15 protein-coding genes are annotated in these 15,509 nt (G+C 70.6%); 14 read left to right on the forward strand and 1 reads right to left on the reverse strand.

Features of this window, described 5'->3' with window-relative positions:
- Positions 1-49: 49 nt before the first annotated feature.
- The 11 genes from JAV76_RS15235 (at position 50) to JAV76_RS06210 (ending at position 10,293) form a co-directional block, all read left to right on the forward strand.
- On the forward strand, positions 50-1,678 hold the full coding sequence (locus JAV76_RS15235) for a methyl-accepting chemotaxis protein (protein WP_198733159.1): 1,629 nt from the start codon (positions 50-52) through the stop codon (positions 1,676-1,678).
- Positions 1,679-1,743: 65 nt separating this feature from the next.
- Complete coding sequence (locus JAV76_RS06165; RefSeq protein ID WP_198733160.1) at positions 1,744-3,420, forward strand: methyl-accepting chemotaxis protein; 1,677 nt, start codon at positions 1,744-1,746, stop codon at positions 3,418-3,420.
- A 166-nt stretch (positions 3,421-3,586) separates the two neighbouring features.
- A complete protein-coding gene (locus JAV76_RS06170; RefSeq protein WP_198733161.1) occupies positions 3,587-3,844 on the forward strand; it encodes a hypothetical protein in 258 nt (85 codons plus the stop codon).
- A 20-nt stretch (positions 3,845-3,864) separates the two neighbouring features.
- Positions 3,865-4,974, forward strand: a complete 1,110-nt coding sequence (gene chvE, locus JAV76_RS06175; protein ID WP_198733162.1) for a multiple monosaccharide ABC transporter substrate-binding protein — start codon at positions 3,865-3,867, stop codon at positions 4,972-4,974.
- Complete coding sequence (locus tag JAV76_RS06180; protein WP_198733163.1) at positions 4,971-6,575, forward strand: methyl-accepting chemotaxis protein; 1,605 nt, start codon at positions 4,971-4,973, stop codon at positions 6,573-6,575. Before chvE ends, JAV76_RS06180 begins: the two co-directional genes overlap by 4 nt.
- Before the next feature lie 27 nt (positions 6,576-6,602).
- The gene (locus tag JAV76_RS06185) at positions 6,603-7,706 is read left to right on the forward strand and encodes a protein-glutamate methylesterase/protein-glutamine glutaminase (RefSeq protein ID WP_198733164.1); all 1,104 of its coding nucleotides are present in this window, start codon (positions 6,603-6,605) and stop codon (positions 7,704-7,706) included.
- A complete protein-coding gene (locus tag JAV76_RS06190; RefSeq protein WP_198733165.1) occupies positions 7,703-8,530 on the forward strand; it encodes a CheR family methyltransferase in 828 nt (275 codons plus the stop codon). The genes JAV76_RS06185 and JAV76_RS06190 overlap by 4 nt, the downstream gene beginning before the upstream one ends.
- Positions 8,527-8,910: a response regulator gene (locus JAV76_RS06195; RefSeq protein WP_198733166.1), complete on the forward strand. Its 384-nt coding sequence runs from the start codon at positions 8,527-8,529 to the stop codon at positions 8,908-8,910. Before JAV76_RS06190 ends, JAV76_RS06195 begins: the two co-directional genes overlap by 4 nt.
- Entirely contained in the window at positions 8,907-9,392 is a 486-nt protein-coding gene (locus tag JAV76_RS06200) for a chemotaxis protein CheX (RefSeq protein ID WP_198733167.1), read from the forward strand. Before JAV76_RS06195 ends, JAV76_RS06200 begins: the two co-directional genes overlap by 4 nt.
- Before the next feature lie 53 nt (positions 9,393-9,445).
- Positions 9,446-9,805 (forward strand): response regulator, encoded by a 360-nt coding sequence (locus tag JAV76_RS06205; protein ID WP_198733168.1) that lies wholly within the window; start codon positions 9,446-9,448, stop codon positions 9,803-9,805.
- Complete coding sequence (locus JAV76_RS06210; protein ID WP_198733169.1) at positions 9,802-10,293, forward strand: hypothetical protein; 492 nt, start codon at positions 9,802-9,804, stop codon at positions 10,291-10,293. Before JAV76_RS06205 ends, JAV76_RS06210 begins: the two co-directional genes overlap by 4 nt.
- Positions 10,294-10,295: 2 nt before the next feature.
- Here the strand turns inward: JAV76_RS06210 and JAV76_RS06215 are convergent, their stop codons facing one another.
- Positions 10,296-10,673, reverse strand: coding sequence for a DUF2530 domain-containing protein (locus JAV76_RS06215; RefSeq protein ID WP_198733170.1), 378 nt, complete (start codon positions 10,671-10,673; stop codon positions 10,296-10,298).
- A 797-nt stretch (positions 10,674-11,470) separates the two neighbouring features.
- Between JAV76_RS06215 and JAV76_RS06220 the strand changes: the two genes are divergently transcribed.
- From JAV76_RS06220 to wecC, 3 genes are all read left to right on the forward strand, one after another.
- Positions 11,471-12,076 (forward strand): hypothetical protein, encoded by a 606-nt coding sequence (locus tag JAV76_RS06220; protein WP_198733171.1) that lies wholly within the window; start codon positions 11,471-11,473, stop codon positions 12,074-12,076.
- 251 nt (positions 12,077-12,327) lie between these two features.
- On the forward strand, positions 12,328-14,229 hold the full coding sequence (locus JAV76_RS06225; RefSeq protein WP_198733172.1) for a glycosyltransferase family protein: 1,902 nt from the start codon (positions 12,328-12,330) through the stop codon (positions 14,227-14,229).
- 45 nt (positions 14,230-14,274) lie between these two features.
- Positions 14,275-15,507, forward strand: a complete 1,233-nt coding sequence (wecC, locus tag JAV76_RS06230) for a UDP-N-acetyl-D-mannosamine dehydrogenase (protein WP_307844028.1) — start codon at positions 14,275-14,277, stop codon at positions 15,505-15,507.
- The last annotated feature ends 2 nt before the right edge of the window (positions 15,508-15,509 follow it).

Below are 15,509 nucleotides of genomic sequence, written 5' to 3' on the forward strand. Positions count from 1 at the left end.
GGCGCCACGACCCCTCCAGAGGGTCGCCCTCACCCGAAACGAGATCGTCATGCCCGCTTACCCCACGCCCCCGCACGCCTCCGACACGCCCACCGAGGGCTCCGGCATCCGGTTCGGTGTCCGGTCACGCATCCTCGCGATCGTCGCGCTGTTCATCGTCGCCGTCGCCGTCGTGGGCGGGCTGGGCGGTGCGACGGCCAGGAGCGTCGCCGACGACACGGAGATGGTCGCCAAGTCGCAGGCCGCGATCGGCGACCCTCTCAGCGCGGTCCACCAGAACCAGCTCAAGGCGCGGATGATCGTCGCCCAGATCGCTGCCGCCCCGACCGACGAGTCGGAGGAGGAGTGGGTCGCGAAGCAGGCGGAGAACGACGCAGAGCTCCAGGCGAACCTCGCAGAGCTCCAGGCCGTCGTCGCCGGCAAGAGCGCGGCGCTCGAGAGCTTCTACCCGAAGTTCGACGCATGGCTCACGGCCCGCGACGAGGTGGTGGTCCCTGCTGCGCTCGAGGACGACCCGGCCCTCTACCAGGATGCCCTGGCCGAGTCCTCTCAGCCGCTGATCGACGCCTACCTCGTGGACCTCGACCAGGCGCAGGTCGAGCTCAACGCCTACACCGCGGGCATCGCCGCCACCGCCAAGGACGAGGCCAACAGCTCCATGGTGACGATCATCGTCGCGGGCCTCGTCGGGATCGCCGCCGCCCTGGCCCTCGGCCTGTGGGTGGCCGGCTCCATCCGCCGCTCGGTGGCGTCCGTGCAGGCGGCCCTCGAGGCCCTCGCCCGTGGTGACCTCACCGTCACCGCCGCGGTGACGTCGTCCGACGAGATCGGGGCCATGGCCCGTGCCCTCGGTCAGGCTCAGGAGCACCTCGCCGAGACCCTCAGCGGTGTCACCGGTGCGGCCCAGGAGGTCGACACCGCCGCGCAGGAGATGACGGCGGGCGCCGCCCAGGTCGTCCAGAGCTCGGAGGAGTCCGCGGCCCAGATCGGTGTGGTCGCCGCCGCCGCGGAGCAGGTGAGCCGCAACGTGCAGACGGTCGCGGCCGGGGCCGAGCAGATGGGTGCCTCCATCCGCGAGATCGCCACGAACGCCAACGACGCGGCCAAGGTCGCCCAGTCCGCGACGGGTGTCGCCGACGCCACGAACGCCACGGTCCTCAAGCTCGGCACGTCGTCGCAGGAGATCGGGAACGTCGTCAAGGTCATCACGTCCATCGCGGAGCAGACCAACCTCCTGGCCCTCAACGCGACCATCGAGGCCGCCCGCGCCGGCGAGGCCGGCAAGGGCTTCGCGGTCGTGGCGTCCGAGGTGAAGGATCTCGCCCAGGAGACGGCCAAGGCCACCGAGGACATCGCGCGCCGCGTCGAGGCCATCCAGGCCGACACGGGCCACGCCGTGACCGCCATCGGTGAGATCTCCACGATCATCGCGTCCATCAACGACTACCAGCTGACCATCGCGTCCGCGGTCGAGGAGCAGACGGCGACCACCAACGAGATGTCGCGGTCCGTCGCCGAGGCGGCCACCGGTGCCGGTGAGATCGCCATGAACATCGCCGGGGTCGCCCAGGCGGCCGACGAGTCCAGCTCCGTCGTCGGCCAGATGGACACCCGTGTGGTGGGCCTCGCCGGGATCGCCTCCGAGCTCCGTCAGAAGGTCTCGGCCTTCACCTTCTGATAATTCGCCCGGCCGGGTCCGTCGGGCACCTCAAGCACGACGGCCCGGCCGCCGAAGCACTGGGCATGGCCACCCTGACGAACCCCGCCCGACCAGCACAGACGTACCGCGACGACCCGGCCCCCGCCACGGGGGCCGGGTCGTCGTCGTCCGGACGACGGGCGCGGGCGGGATGGGCCGACCGCTCCGTCGTCGTGAAGATCATGGTGGCCGTCGGGGTCATGGCGCTGGCGGCCGTGGCCGCCGGGACCGTGGGCGTGGTGGGTCTCGCCCGCGCCGACGCCCAGGCCGCCGAGCTCTACGAGGACAACGTCCTGCCCATGGAACTCCTCTCGGAGCTCCAGGCGCAGATCCAGGCGGACCGCGCCCGGACCATCCAGTACGGCGTGGCCGACGAGGACACGCGGGAGGTCCTCAGCGCCGAGCTCGAGGAGGGGCTCGCGACGATCGAGGACATCCTCGCGGAGTACGCGCCCTCCGCCGTCGACCCCCAGGAGATCGAGACCCTCACCTACGGGATCCGCTACTACCACTCGAAGGCGCGGTCCGGGCTGTTCCCGCTCGTCGACGCACGCAACGAGGAGAGCTTCGGTCGCTACGTGGAGAACACCATCCAGCCGTTGAGCGACGAGGTCGTCGCGCCCCTGCAGCGGGAGACCGCGGCACAGTCCGGTCGCGTCGACGCGATGGCCCAGCAGATCCACCGGTCCGCATCGACGTCGACGACGCTCATCGTCGTCGCGACGGTCCTCGGTGCGGTCGTCGCGTCCCTCGTGGCGCTCGGCGTCGCGCGATCCGTCAAGGTGCGGCTCACCGCCGTGGAGGCCGCCATGTCCGCCGTGGGCGACGGCGACCTCACCGCGACCACCGGGGTCACGGGGCGCGACGAGGTGGGGCGTGTCGCCGCCTCGCTCGCGGCCATGCAGGAGAATCTCCGCGCCCTCGTGTCCAGGGTGGCGGACGCGTCACGGAGCGTGACCGCCGCGGCCACGGAGCTCGCCGCCTCGACGGGGACCGTGTCCACCGGCGCCGACCGCACGTCCGAGCAGGCCGGGGTCGTCGCCGGCGCCGCCACGGACGTGAGCCGCAACGTCGGCACGGTCGCCGCGGGCGCCGAGCAGATGGCCGCGTCCATCCGGGAGATCGCGCAGAACGCGGAGGCCGCCGCGAGCGTCGCGCGCGGCGCGACGGGCGTCGCCGAGACCGCCCACGCCTCCATGGCCCGTCTCGGTGCGTCCAGCGAGGAGATCGGCGACGTCGTCCGCGCCATCACGAAGATCGCGGCGCAGACCAACCTGCTCGCGCTCAACGCCACCATCGAGGCGGCGCGCGCCGGGGAGGCCGGCAAGGGCTTCGCGGTGGTCGCCGGCGAGGTGAAGGACCTCGCCGCCGCGACCGCGAACGCCACCGAGGAGATCGTCCGCCGCGTCGACGCCATCCGGGCCGACACCGAGCAGGCCGGCGGTGCCATCGCCGAGATCACCCGCATCGTCGAGTCCATCGACGACTTCCAGACGACCATCGCGTCGGCGGTCGAGGAGCAGACCGCGACCACCACCGAGATGACCCGCAGCGTCGCCGACGCAGCCACCGGGTCCGGGGAGATCGCCACGAGCATCACCGGGGTGGCGGCCGCCGCGGCCGCGTCCAGCGCGACCCTCGCGGAGATGGGCTCCACCGTCGAGACCCTCGCCCGCACGGCGGACGAGCTCGACGCCCAGGTGGCCGCCTTCCGCTGCTGAACCCCGCTTTTCACCTTCCGCAGGTCGGTGCCGCCCACCCCCGCCCCTCACACCCGCAGGTCGACGGCCGATAGGACCCTCGACCGGCGCCCCACGAGGTGACGTCGGCAGCAGTGCCCGGGCCCGATCGTGGCCCGGGAAGCCCTCGGACACTGAGGTACCAACGATGCGGTGGTTCTGGAACCTGCCTGTCGGGACCAAGCTCGACGCCCCGCTCGCGGTGGTCACCACCCGACGGGTGCAGCGGGCGCTCGCCGCGCTCCGGGGATCGCTCGACGCCTTCGCCCACGGCGACCTCACCCAGGTCGTCACCGCGAGCGCCTCGCTGCGCGCGGCCGCCCTCGCGACGACGGCCCCCGCCGTGCACGACCTCGCGGACGTGTCCGCCGAGCTCCGCACCCGAGTCTCCCAGTTCAGGATCTGACCGACATGAGGGTACCCACGATGAATCGCAGGACAACGACGTTCCCCGTCGCCATCGCCACCGGACTGGTCGCCGTGCTCGCCCTCGGCGGGTGCGGTGCCGCGGAGGGCTCGGCAGACCGACCGCTCGTCGGCGTGGCCATGCCCACCACCACGTCGTTGCGCTGGATCGCGGACGGCGAGAACGTCAAGGCCCAGCTCGAGGACCTCGGGTACGACGTCGACCTCCGCTACGCGGAGAACGACGTCCCCACCCAGGTGTCCCAGCTCCAGGGGATGATCGACGCGGGTGCCGACCTCCTCATCATCGGGTCCATCGACGGCACGGCGCTCAAGGCGAACCTCGCCGACGCCGCGGCCAAGGACATCCCGGTGATTTCCTACGACCGTCTCATCCGTGACAGCGGGGACGTCGACTTCTACGCGACGTTCGACAACTACCGGGTGGGCGTGCAGCAGGCGACGTCGCTCCTCGAGGGCCTGGGCGTCGTCGACGCCGCCGGGGAGCGCACGTCCGCCGCCGGACCGTTCCGCGTCGAGGTGTTCGCCGGGTCCCCGGACGACAACAACGCGACCGTCTTCTACGAGGGCGCCATGGACGTCCTCGAGCCGTACCTCGCGGACGGAACGATCGTGGTGCCGTCCGGCGAGACCGACTTCGAGACCATCGCCACGGAGGCGTGGGACCCGAAGGTCGGGGCGGAGCGCATGACGCGCCTGCTGTCCTCGTCGCCCGCGGGCGACGAGCCGCTCGACGGCGTCCTCTCGCCCTACGACGGCATCTCCATCGGGATCATCGACGTCCTCAAGGGCGACGGCTACGGGTCGGGCTCCACGCCCCTCCCGGTCGTGTCCGGCCAGGATGCCGAGGTGCCCTCGGTGAAGTCCGTCGTCGCGGGGGAGCAGTACTCGACGATCTACAAGGACACGCGGCAGCTCGCCGAGGTGGCCGTCGCCATGGGCGACGCGCTCCTCAAGGGCGAGGAGCCGGAGACGAACGACGTCACGTCGTACGACAACGGTGTGGAGGTCGTCCCCACGTACCTCCTCGCACCGCAGGTCGTCACGTCGGACAACTACGCCCGCGTCCTCATCGAGGGCGGGTACTACACGGAGGATGAGCTGCGATGAGCGCTGGACGGATCCGCAACGGGTGGTTCTGGGACCGACCTGTCGGGGTGAAGATCTCGGCGTCGCTCCTCGTCATGGGCATCGTGTTCGCCGGCGTCGGTGGCACGGGAGCGGTCGCCCTGTACCGCGCCGGGGAGCACCTCGACGAGGTGAACACCCTCACGGGTGAGCTGCAGTCGAACCTCGGCGACCTGCGCACCGCGCAGGCGACGAGCCACCTCCTCGTGCGCCGCGCCGCAGGTGCGACGGACGCGTCGGTGCGCGAGCAGTTCCTCACGTCGTCGGCGTGGAACGACCGCACGGTCGACGAGCTCATCACCGTCGTCGAGACGTACCCGCAGTCGGGGACCCAGCAGTGGGCCGACTTCGTGACCCGCTGGGAGTCGTGGGTCGCGTTCCGCGACGCCACGCTCATGCCGCTGGTCGCCGAGGGTGACCTCGCCGGCGTCGAGGCGGCCGTGGAGTCCGACGCCGCCGGCGACCCGGACACGGCCGGCCGTGCCCTGCTCCTGGCGCAGGGGCAGATCGACTTCCAGGTGCAGGAGGTGCTCGACGGCGCGAAGGGCGAGGTCAGCCGCACCATCTTCACGCTGCTCGTCGCGTTCCTCGTCGGTGCCACGGCCGCGATCGCCCTCGCGGTTCTCGTCACCCGGCGCATCGTGTCCGACATCGCCCGTGTCAAGGAGTCGGTGACGGCACTGGCCGAGGGCGACCTCACGCACCCGGTCGAGGTGCGCAGCAACGACGAGCTCGGTCAGATGTCGGCGCAGTTCGACGCCGCCCAGGAGAACCTCCGTGACGTCCTCGCCGGCGTCGTGGCCACTGCGGAGACCGTCGCGGCCGCCGCGGAGGAGCTCTCCGCGGCGAACTCGCAGGTCGCCACCGGCAGCGAGGAGACGAGCGCCCAGGCGGGTGTCGTCGCCGCGGCCGCCGAGCAGGTGAGCCGCAACGTGCAGACCGTCGCCGCCGGCGCCGAGGAGATGGGCGCGTCCATCCGGGAGATCGCGACGAACGCGAACGACGCGGCGAAGGTCGCGGGCAACGCGGTGCGGGTGTCACAGACGACGGCCGACACCGTCGGGACCCTCGGTGCGAGCTCCCAGGAGATCGGGAACGTCGTCAAGGTCATCACGTCCATCGCGGAGCAGACCAACCTCCTGGCCCTCAACGCGACCATCGAGGCCGCGCGCGCCGGCGAGGCCGGCAAGGGCTTCGCGGTCGTCGCCTCCGAGGTCAAGGACCTCGCGGCCGAGTCCGGCCGCGCCGCCGAGGACATCGCCCGCCGCATCGGCGACATCCAGGTCCAGACGGGGTCCGCCGTGAGCGCCATCAGCGAGATCACCGACATCATCTCGGCGATCAACGACTACCAGCTGACCATCGCGTCGGCCGTGGAGGAGCAGACCGCCACGACCACCGAGATGAGCCGCGGCGTCGTCGAGGCCGCGACCGGTGCCGGGGAGATCGCCGCCAACATCACCGGCGTGGCGACGTCCGCCGCGACGTCGTCCGAGGTCGTCACCCAGATGGGTGCGTCCGTCGCCGAGCTCGCCACCATGTCCGCAGACCTCCGGGGCCGAGTCGCCCAGTTCAGGATCTGACGTGACCATCACAGAGGGGGGACCCAGATGACGATCCGTGTACTCGTCGTCGACGACTCGGTGGTCATCCGACGGCTCGTCGTCCAGGCGCTCGAGAGCGACCCGGACGTCGAGGTCGTCGCGACCGCCGCCAACGGGCGCATCGCGCTCACCAAGGTCGAGCAGCTCGCGCCCGACGCAGTGACCATGGACATCGAGATGCCCGAGCTCAACGGGGTCGAGGCCGTCCGTGAGCTGCGCAAGCGCGGGCACCGGATGCCCATCGTCATGTTCTCGACGCTCACCGAGCGCGGGGCCACCGCGACGCTCGACGCCCTGTCCGCAGGTGCGTCGGACTACGTGGCCAAGCCCTCCAACGTGGGGAGCATCAACGAGTCGCTCAAGGCCGTCGCCGACCAGCTCATCCCGAAGATCCGGGCGCTGGTGCCGCACACCCGCAGCACGGCCACGACCCGCACCCGCCCCGGTGCGGCGCCGTTGCCGGCCGCGGCGTCGCCCGCCCGGTCCGTGGTGCTGCGCACCGACGCACGCCGTCACCCGGTGCGCGCCGTCGTGCTCGGCTGCTCCACCGGTGGGCCCGAGGCGCTGTCCCGCGTCATCGAGCGCATCACCGAGCCGCTGCCCGTGCCCATGCTCGTCGTCCAGCACATGCCGGCCGTGTTCACGCGGCAGCTCGCCCACCGGCTCGACCGCCTCGGGCCGTCCACCGTCCACGAGGCGGAGGACGGCCAGGAGCTCCTGGCCGGGCACGTGTACATCGCGCCCGGTGACACGCACCTGCAGATCGACGGCAGGGGAGGGCGCTACCGGGCGCGCATCACCCACGGTCCGCCCGTGAACTTCTGCCGCCCCTCGGTGGACGTCATGTTCCGGTCCGTGCTCGACGTCGTCGGCCCCGAGATCCTCGGGGTGATCCTCACGGGCATGGGCGCCGACGGGAAGGCCGGGGCCGGCGCCATCGCCGAGGCCGGCGGCACCGTCGTCGTCCAGGACGAGGAGACGTCCGTCGTGTGGGGCATGCCCGGCGCGACCGCGTCCGCCGGGTACGCCCACCGCGTCCTGCCGGTCCTCGAGATCGGCCACACCATCTCAGCCATCACGCAACCCAGCACCAAGGAGGTGACCCGATGACACTGACCGCCGAGACCTTCACGTTCGTCGCCGATCTCGTCAGGCAGCGCAGCGCCATCCATCTGGCACCGGGCAAGGAGTACCTCGTGGAGAGCCGCCTCGCGCCGCTCGCCCGCAGGGAAGGCGTGACGGTCGACGAGTACGTCCGCGCGCACCGCACCCGTCCCAACCAGATGACGTCCGAGCTCATCGTCGAGGCGCTCACCACGAACGAGACGTCGTGGTTCCGCGACGCCCTGCCGTTCCAGACCCTCGCGGAGCACGTCCTGCCGGACGTGGTCGCGGCCCGCGCGCCGGCGTCACCGCTGCGCATCTGGTCGGCGGCCTGCTCCACGGGCCAGGAGCCGTACTCGATCGCGATGACGCTCCTCGACAACCTCACCGCACCGGCGCCGCGCGTCGAGATCACCGCGACCGACCTGTCGGCCGAGGTGCTCGCCAAGGCAGACCGCGGCGTGTACTCGCAGCTCGAGGTGAACCGCGGGCTCCCCGCGAAGTACCTCGTGAAGCACTTCACCCGGGTCGGTACCGAGTGGCAGATCTCCGAGGAGCTGCGGTCCATGGTGCGCTTCACCAAGAACAACCTCCTCGACTCGCCTCCCGCAGGCGGGCCGTTCGACGTCGTGTTCATGCGCAACGTCCTCATCTACTTCGACGTCGCCGTCAAGCGCGACATCCTCCGTCGGCTGCGCGGCACCATGCGCCCCGGCGGGTACCTGGTCCTCGGCGCCGCCGAGACGACCGTCGGGATCGACGACGCCTGGAGCAGGGTGCACGTCGGTCGCAGCTCGATCTACCAGAACACCCCAGGGAGCAAGGCATGAAGGCCCTCGTCATCGACGACTCACGGACGATGCGGCGCATCGTGTCGAGCGTCCTCAGCGACCTCGGATACGAGACGGTCGAGGCCGGGGACGGCCAGGCCGCCCTCGACGTCCTCGAGTCCGGCACCGAGGTCGACCTCGCGTGCGTCGACTGGAACATGCCCGTGATGGATGGCCTGACCTTCGTCACGGAGGTGCGCAACCGCCGCGAGTGGAAGGACATCACTCTCATGATGGTCACCACGGAGAGCGAGCACGGGCAGATCGTCCGCGCCCTGGCAGCGGGGGCCCACGAGTACGTCATCAAACCGTTCACGCCGGACGCGATCCGGGACAAGCTGGAGCTGCTCGGGCTGCTCCCGACCGAGGAGAGAGTATGAGATCAGGACTTGTGGGAGTCGATCGCACGCAGATGCTGGCGATCACCCAGGACGTCTTCGCCGCCATGGTGGACGGTGGTGAGGTCCTCGTGAGCGCACGCTTCGGGGCCGTGCCCGAGGTCGTGGACCCCGTCGCGGCGTGGGTGGACATGAGCGTGCCGAGCCTCGGCTTCGGGGCGCGCGCCGTCGTGAGGACGGACCGCCCGACGGCGGACGTCCTCACGCGGGCGCTGCTCATGATGGGCGACGACGAGCACGTCGGGCTGGACGACTTCATCGACGCGTTCGGCGAGCTCGCGAACGTGGTCGGTGGGAACGTCAAGTCGTTGCTCTCCGTGCCGGCGGTCCTCAGCCTGCCGACGGTCTCTGGCCAGGCGCCCGTCATGGAGGACAATCAGTTCATCCAGGACATCGCCCTGGACTGGAGAGGCCACGTGTTCGTCATCGAGCTGTGGATGCTGGTGCTGGAGCCGGTCGCGTGATCGTGCCCGCGCGCTGCGCGACCAATGAAGTGTGGAGCTAGGGAGGGAACCCCATGTACGTCCTTGTTGCGGATGACAGCCGAGTCATGCGTCAGATCGTCATCCGGACGCTGCGCCAGGCAGGCTACGAGTGGAACATCATCGAGGCCAACGACGGTCAGGAGGTCTACGACATGGCGCTGTCGGAGAAGCCGGACCTCATCCTGTCCGACTGGAACATGCCCAACGCCACGGGCATCGAGGCGCTGCAGGCGCTCCGCCAGGCGGGGTGCAACATCCCCTTCGGGTTCGTGACGTCGGAGGGCTCGTCGGAGATGCGGGAGCAGGCGGACGCCGCCGGCGCGCTGTTCCTCGTCGCCAAGCCGTTCACCGCGGAGGCCTTCCGCGAGGTCCTGGACCCGGTGCTCGGATGAGCGGCACACCGCTCCCGAGCGCCCTCGAGGTGCGCGAGGTGGTCGAGGGTCTCCTCGGCCGCGAGGTCGACGTCCTCACCGGTGGCCCCATGGTCGATCCGGCAGGGCCGGGCGGCGCCGTGGTCGCCGAGTACATCTCGGACCAGATGCAGCTCGCTGCGATCATCGTGGTCGACGTGCCCTTCGCGGCGCGGGCCGGGGCTGCCATCGCCCTCATGCCGTCGCGCGCCTCGGAGGAGGACGTCGCTGCGGAGGAGATCTCCGACGTCCTCCTGGAGAACGCGAGCGAGATCCTCAACGTCATGGCGTCGCTGTTCAACGTCGAGGGGGCACCGCACCTGAGGCTCAACGCCGTGCACGCCCCGAAGGCCGCGCTGCCCGTCGACGTGGCCCCCTGGGTCATGGCGTACGTGCCGCGACTGGACCTCGAGTGCGACGTGTCCGGCTACGGGACGGGCGGGATGTCGGTGCTCGTCCTGCAGTCCTGACGTCAGCGCGCGACGTCCGGACCTGACGGCCCGACGTCGCGCTGCGCGGTGCCCGAGGGCGCCCCGGTGGCCGGTCCGGTCGCCGGGGCGCCCTCGTCGTCCTCCGGGAGGGCGCCGCCCAGCGCGCGGTAGCGGGTGCGCTGCGTGCGCTCCCACACGAGCCCGAGGAGCCCCAGGCCGAGACCGGCGGCGCAGACCCACACCTGCAGCGTGAGCAGGCTGCTCGAGGTCGCGGAGAGGACGAGGACCACGGCGAGGGCGACGGCCCACGTCGCGATGCCGAGGAGGACCGTGACGCGCAGGTCCACCTGGAGCGGTCGCGCCTCACGGGTGCGCCGTTCGGGGTGCACGGTGAGGGAGATCGTCCTGGGCAGGCGCATGACCCCAGGATAGTGCTGCGCCCGGTCCACGATGTGAGCATTCCGGGGCGTGTGACGCCCCTCTCGTCGCCGGCCCCGTCGAAAAGGGGCTGCGAGAGGCGCGGCCTGGCAATTCTACCGACGGTCATTGAATCCTGACCTACCGTGGTTCGTTGAAATTCGATCGAATAGCAGCGCCGTCCGCCCCGCGCCTTTTCCAGGGATGGCGCTCGCATTTGTGCTGGTCGCGCCCGTTTCTGCCTCTACGCTTCGCGGCGTGGTGACGCGCCGCTCCACGTCGGGCCCGGCGTCTCGCCCGCCGACGACGTGGAGCAGGGAGCTCCGTGCGTGCCGCCACGGCTCGACGACAGGACCTCTCGAGCGGCCACCGTCGGGCCGCTCCAGGGTCCGCGCGTCGATGTGCACGCGACGATCCCTGATATCCCAACGATGGCACCGCTCCCGTGCCGGAGCGTGCGGCCGGGTTCGCGAGGCCGGACGATCGGCCGGCGGACGTCCTTGCGCGTCACCCCTGGTGAGAGCGCCGCCGTGGGGGACGACCGGGCGGTGACGCGGTGCTCCGCCCGCGGCCCGACCGACTTGCGTCGCGCGCAGGGCGAACAATGTCCTCCGACAAACCCGTGGCCCGCACCGCGGCCAGCGCAAATGCTGTCGGTTGCGCTATTCATCCGGATGCCGTGATACTGGGACCGAGCTCAGGGGTGCCTCGTGCATGATGCGTTTTGTTTGGGGGAGAAGCGCCTGGGGGAAGTAGCGGCCGGTCCGCCGGCCCACCACCATCTTTGAGGGGAAATCACATGACTCGTCGAATCACCGCGATCGCTGCCGTCGCAGCGGCTCTCGCGCTCGCGCCGGCTGCCGCCGCCTCCGCCTACGAGGCCGAGGAGTACGTGTCGAGCGTCTCCGCCTCGACGGCCGGCACGGGTGACGCCGTCGCCTACGTCGTCAACGGCCCGGTCTTCAACACGTCCATCACCGTCAACGTCGTCTCCGTCCCGGAGACGATCCCGAGCAGCGCGATCTCCATCGCCGGTGCCGCGAGCCTCACCAAGGCCACGGACGCCAACGGTGCGGCGTCGTTCTCGATCACGCTCGCCGAGGAGGGCGTCTACTCCTTCACGGCTGTCGACTCGCAGGGTGACCTCATCGACTCGCAGACCATCACTGTCGGCGCCCTCGCCGAGGTCCCGGGCGCAGCTGCACCCGGCACGCCGGGTACCGCGGCTCCGGGCACTGCCGCCCCGGGTGCTGCAGGCGCCCCGGGTACGGCGACGGGCAACCGTGCCCTCGCCGTCACCGGCTCGTCCGCAGCCCCGCTCGCCATGGGTGCCGGTGTCCTCGCCGCCGCCGGTGTCGGCGCGGTGCTCCTCGCCAACCGTCGTCGCGAGGGTTCGCGCGCCTGACGCGTTCTCCCCACAGCGACACACCGAGGGCCCTTCCCATCAGGGAAGGGCCCTCGGCCGCGTCACGAGGGCGCGCGGAGCCGGACGGAGCGTCGCCGGCCGACCGTCGTCGGGTGAAAAAATCCCGACCGGTGGAAGAACGAGGTGCGATGCCACATTTGTCCGGCCTGTCGAGGTCGGCTGCGACGGGCGAGGCGATAGCGTGCGAGTGGCGCTGCGTCGACGGGGAGAGGTGGCCACGAGGTGGGGGGATGTGCGTGAGCCGGACCGGCCGGAGCGTGGACAGCGCGCGGCGTGCGCTGTGGCACCTGCGGCACGGTGGCGTCCCGCAGCTCCGCACGTGGTGGGCCCGACGACGCATCGGCTCCGGGCTCCCTGCCACGAGCGGACGGACCGACCGGCACGGTCGCTTGGCGTTCGACGCCTGGCCAGTCCCGGAACGTGACCCGCGTCGGCCGGGCCTGCGCGTCGGTGTGGTCCTCGACGACTTCTCGCGCACGGCGTTCGCCCATGAGTGGGACCAGGTGCTCCTCGACCCGACGACGTGGCGGGAGACCCTCGAGAGCACACCGGTGGACCTGCTGTTCGTGGAGTCCGCGTGGGCCGGGAACGGTGGAGCGTGGAGCTACCACCTCACGGGGACGAGCGCGCCGCGGCCCGCGTTCGTGGAGCTCGTGTCGTGGTGCCGCGAGCACGGGGTCCCCACGGTGTTCTGGAACAAGGAGGACCCGGCGCACTTCGACGACTTCCTCGACGCGGCCCGGCTCTTCGACCAGGTGCTCACGACGGACAGCACCATGCTCCCCGCGTACCGGGACGCGCTGGGGCACGACCGGGTGTCGACCATGAGCTTCGCGGCGCAGCCCGCGATCCACAACCCGGTCCGGGCGCACGGTCGGGGACCGGAGCGTGACGTGGCGTTCGCCGGCATGTACTTCACGCACAGGTACCCGGAGCGCCGTGAGCAGATGGACCTCCTCCTCGGAGCCGCGCACCGGGCGGGCGCCCGCATGTCGACCGGTCTGGAGATCTTCTCCCGGCAGCTCGGCGGCGACCCTCGCTACCAGTTCCCGGAGCCGTTCGCGCAGCACGTGGTGGGGTCCCTCCGCTACGAGCAGATGCTCACCGCGTACAGGGAGTACAAGGTCTTCCTCAACGTGAACTCGGTGGTGGGCTCCCCGAGCATGTGCGCACGCCGCATCTTCGAGATCACCGCGTGCGGGACACCCGTGGTGAGCACACCGAGCGCCGCCATCGACGCCTTCTTCCCACCGGACGAGGTGTTCACCGTGTCCGAGGCGGCCGAGGCCGAGCACACGGTCCGCGCGCTCGTGCGGTCCAAGGAGCTCCGGGACCGTGCCACCCACCGGGCGCAGCGGCGCATCTGGTCGGAGCACACGTACGGACACCGCGTGGGGCAGGTCCTCGCGGCGGCCGGCCTCGACGACCCCGCGCTCGCGCGGCCGAGCATCACGGCGATCGTCTCGACCAACCGTCCGCACCAGGTGGACCACGTCCTGCGGACCGTTGCCGCCCAGGTGGGGGTCCGCCCGCAGCTGGCGATGCTCACCCACGGTTTCGACGTCGACCGTGCGTCGATCCGCGCAGCCGCCCACGACCTGGGCATCGACGACGTCGTCCTGCTCGACGCCGACCAGGACGTCCCGCTGGGAGCGTGCCTCAACCTGCTCGTCGACGCCGCCGACGGCGAGGTCGTCGCCAAGATGGACGACGACGACCTCTACGGCCCCCACTACCTCTCCGACCAGCTCTACGCCATGGACTACAGCGGGGCGGACGTCGTGGGGAAGCAGGCGCACTACGTGCACCTCGGCAGCGCCGACGTCCTCGCGCTCCGATCGGGTGACCGTGAGCACCGGCTCACCGACAGGGTGATGGGACCGACGATCACATGCAGCCGGAACCTTGCGCGTGTGGTGCGCTTTCCTCCGTTGCGCTCCGGAGAGGACACCGGGTTCCTCGTGAGCTCCCTCGCGGCTGGGAGCTCGATCTACTCAGCGGACCGATTCAACTTCGTCCAGGTGCGCAGGCCAGGGAGCTTCGCGCACACGTGGACGGTCAGCGACGCCGAGATCCTAGCCGGCTCCGACGTGCAGGTGGCGGGCCTCGCGCTCGGTCACGTGATGGTGTGAGGAACAGGAGTGATGCCACCGATGGCAAGTGATCAGAGTGCAGTCGTGGCAGTGATCGGTCTGGGTTACATCGGCCTGCCGACCGCTGCTGTCCTCGCGACCCACGGGTTCGACGTGGTCGGGGTCGACATCAACCCGAGCACCGTCGACGCGGTGAATCGCGGAAAAGTACCGTTCGTCGAACCCGACCTCGAGATCTCCGTCGCCGGAGCCGTCGCCCGAGGTCGGCTCCGCGCACAGTCGGCTCCGCCTGACGCTGATGTCTACGTCGTCGCCGTCCCTACGCCGTTCCTGGCGGGACGCTCGGCCGACCTGTCGTTCATCATGGACGCGGCCGACGCGATCGCTCCCATGCTGCGAGGGGGAGAGCTCGTCATCCTCGAGTCCACGTCCCCTCCTGGGACCACGCGACTGCTCGCCGACCGACTCGTGAGCGCACGCCCGGACCTCTCGTTCGATGGCCCGGACCCTGCGGTCGCCATCCACGTGGCTCACTGCCCTGAGAGAGTGCTTCCAGGTCGCATCATGGTGGAGCTCGTGACCAACGACAGGATCGTGGGCGGTCTCACCGCAGAGGCAACCGCGCGTGCAAGCGCCCTCTACGCGGTCTTCTGCAAGGGGAAGATTCTCGAGACCGACGCGGAGACCGCAGAGCTCGCGAAGCTAGTGGAGAACGCGTACCGCGATGTGAACATCGCCTTCGCGAACGAGCTTTCGCTCATCTGCGACAAGCTCGACGTCGATGTGTGGGGGCTCATCCGACTGGCCAACCACCACCCCCGGGTCGACATCCTGGAGCCCGGCCCCGGGGTCGGCGGGCACTGCATCGCGGTGGACCCGTGGTTCCTGGTCTCGGCCGCTCCGGAGGACGCGCGTCTCGTCCGGACCGCGAGAAACGTCAACGACAGCATGCCTGGGCACGTAGCGGAGCGCGTCGTCCGGGCGGTCAAGGAGACCGAGGCGGTCCGGGTGGTGATGCTCGGCCTGAGCTACAAGGCAGACATCGACGACCTGAGGAATTCGCCTGCGGTCGCGGTGGTCGAGCATGTGGCTTCTCGGCTGACGGGCATCGTGATCGACGTCGTCGAGCCGAACGTGGACGCTCTCCCGAGTTCTCTGGCTCTTTGTCCGAACGTCTCTCTCGTGACTTCGGCGGAAGCAGAAAAGGACGACGTCGTCGTGCTCCTCGTGAATCATGCGCAGTTCGCGTCGCTCGGAGCCGAGATCCGGTCCCGGAACATCATCGACATGCGTGGCGCCTGGCGCGCCTCAGCCTGACA

Origin of the sequence: Sanguibacter suaedae (assembly GCF_016342785.1) — a bacterium.
Lineage (GTDB): Bacteria > Actinomycetota > Actinomycetes > Actinomycetales > Cellulomonadaceae > Sanguibacter > Sanguibacter suaedae.

What these genes read in the sequence shown, in the direction of transcription:
- JAV76_RS06215 (WP_198733170.1), bottom strand. Translation starts at nt 10,673, where the DNA reads ATGCGCCTGCCCAGGACGATCTCCCTCACCGTGCACCCCGAACGGCGC.
- JAV76_RS06220 (WP_198733171.1), top strand. Translation starts at nt 11,471, where the DNA reads ATGACTCGTCGAATCACCGCGATCGCTGCCGTCGCAGCGGCTCTCGCG.
- JAV76_RS15235 (WP_198733159.1), top strand. Translation starts at nt 50, where the DNA reads ATGCCCGCTTACCCCACGCCCCCGCACGCCTCCGACACGCCCACCGAG.
- JAV76_RS06165 (WP_198733160.1), top strand. Translation starts at nt 1,744, where the DNA reads ATGGCCACCCTGACGAACCCCGCCCGACCAGCACAGACGTACCGCGAC.
- JAV76_RS06185 (WP_198733164.1), top strand. Translation starts at nt 6,603, where the DNA reads ATGACGATCCGTGTACTCGTCGTCGACGACTCGGTGGTCATCCGACGG.
- JAV76_RS06200 (WP_198733167.1), top strand. Translation starts at nt 8,907, where the DNA reads ATGAGATCAGGACTTGTGGGAGTCGATCGCACGCAGATGCTGGCGATC.
- JAV76_RS06195 (WP_198733166.1), top strand. Translation starts at nt 8,527, where the DNA reads ATGAAGGCCCTCGTCATCGACGACTCACGGACGATGCGGCGCATCGTG.
- JAV76_RS06205 (WP_198733168.1), top strand. Translation starts at nt 9,446, where the DNA reads ATGTACGTCCTTGTTGCGGATGACAGCCGAGTCATGCGTCAGATCGTC.
- JAV76_RS06210 (WP_198733169.1), top strand. Translation starts at nt 9,802, where the DNA reads ATGAGCGGCACACCGCTCCCGAGCGCCCTCGAGGTGCGCGAGGTGGTC.
- JAV76_RS06180 (WP_198733163.1), top strand. Translation starts at nt 4,971, where the DNA reads ATGAGCGCTGGACGGATCCGCAACGGGTGGTTCTGGGACCGACCTGTC.
- JAV76_RS06225 (WP_198733172.1), top strand. Translation starts at nt 12,328, where the DNA reads ATGTGCGTGAGCCGGACCGGCCGGAGCGTGGACAGCGCGCGGCGTGCG.
- chvE (WP_198733162.1), top strand. Translation starts at nt 3,865, where the DNA reads ATGAATCGCAGGACAACGACGTTCCCCGTCGCCATCGCCACCGGACTG.
- JAV76_RS06190 (WP_198733165.1), top strand. Translation starts at nt 7,703, where the DNA reads ATGACACTGACCGCCGAGACCTTCACGTTCGTCGCCGATCTCGTCAGG.
- JAV76_RS06170 (WP_198733161.1), top strand. Translation starts at nt 3,587, where the DNA reads ATGCGGTGGTTCTGGAACCTGCCTGTCGGGACCAAGCTCGACGCCCCG.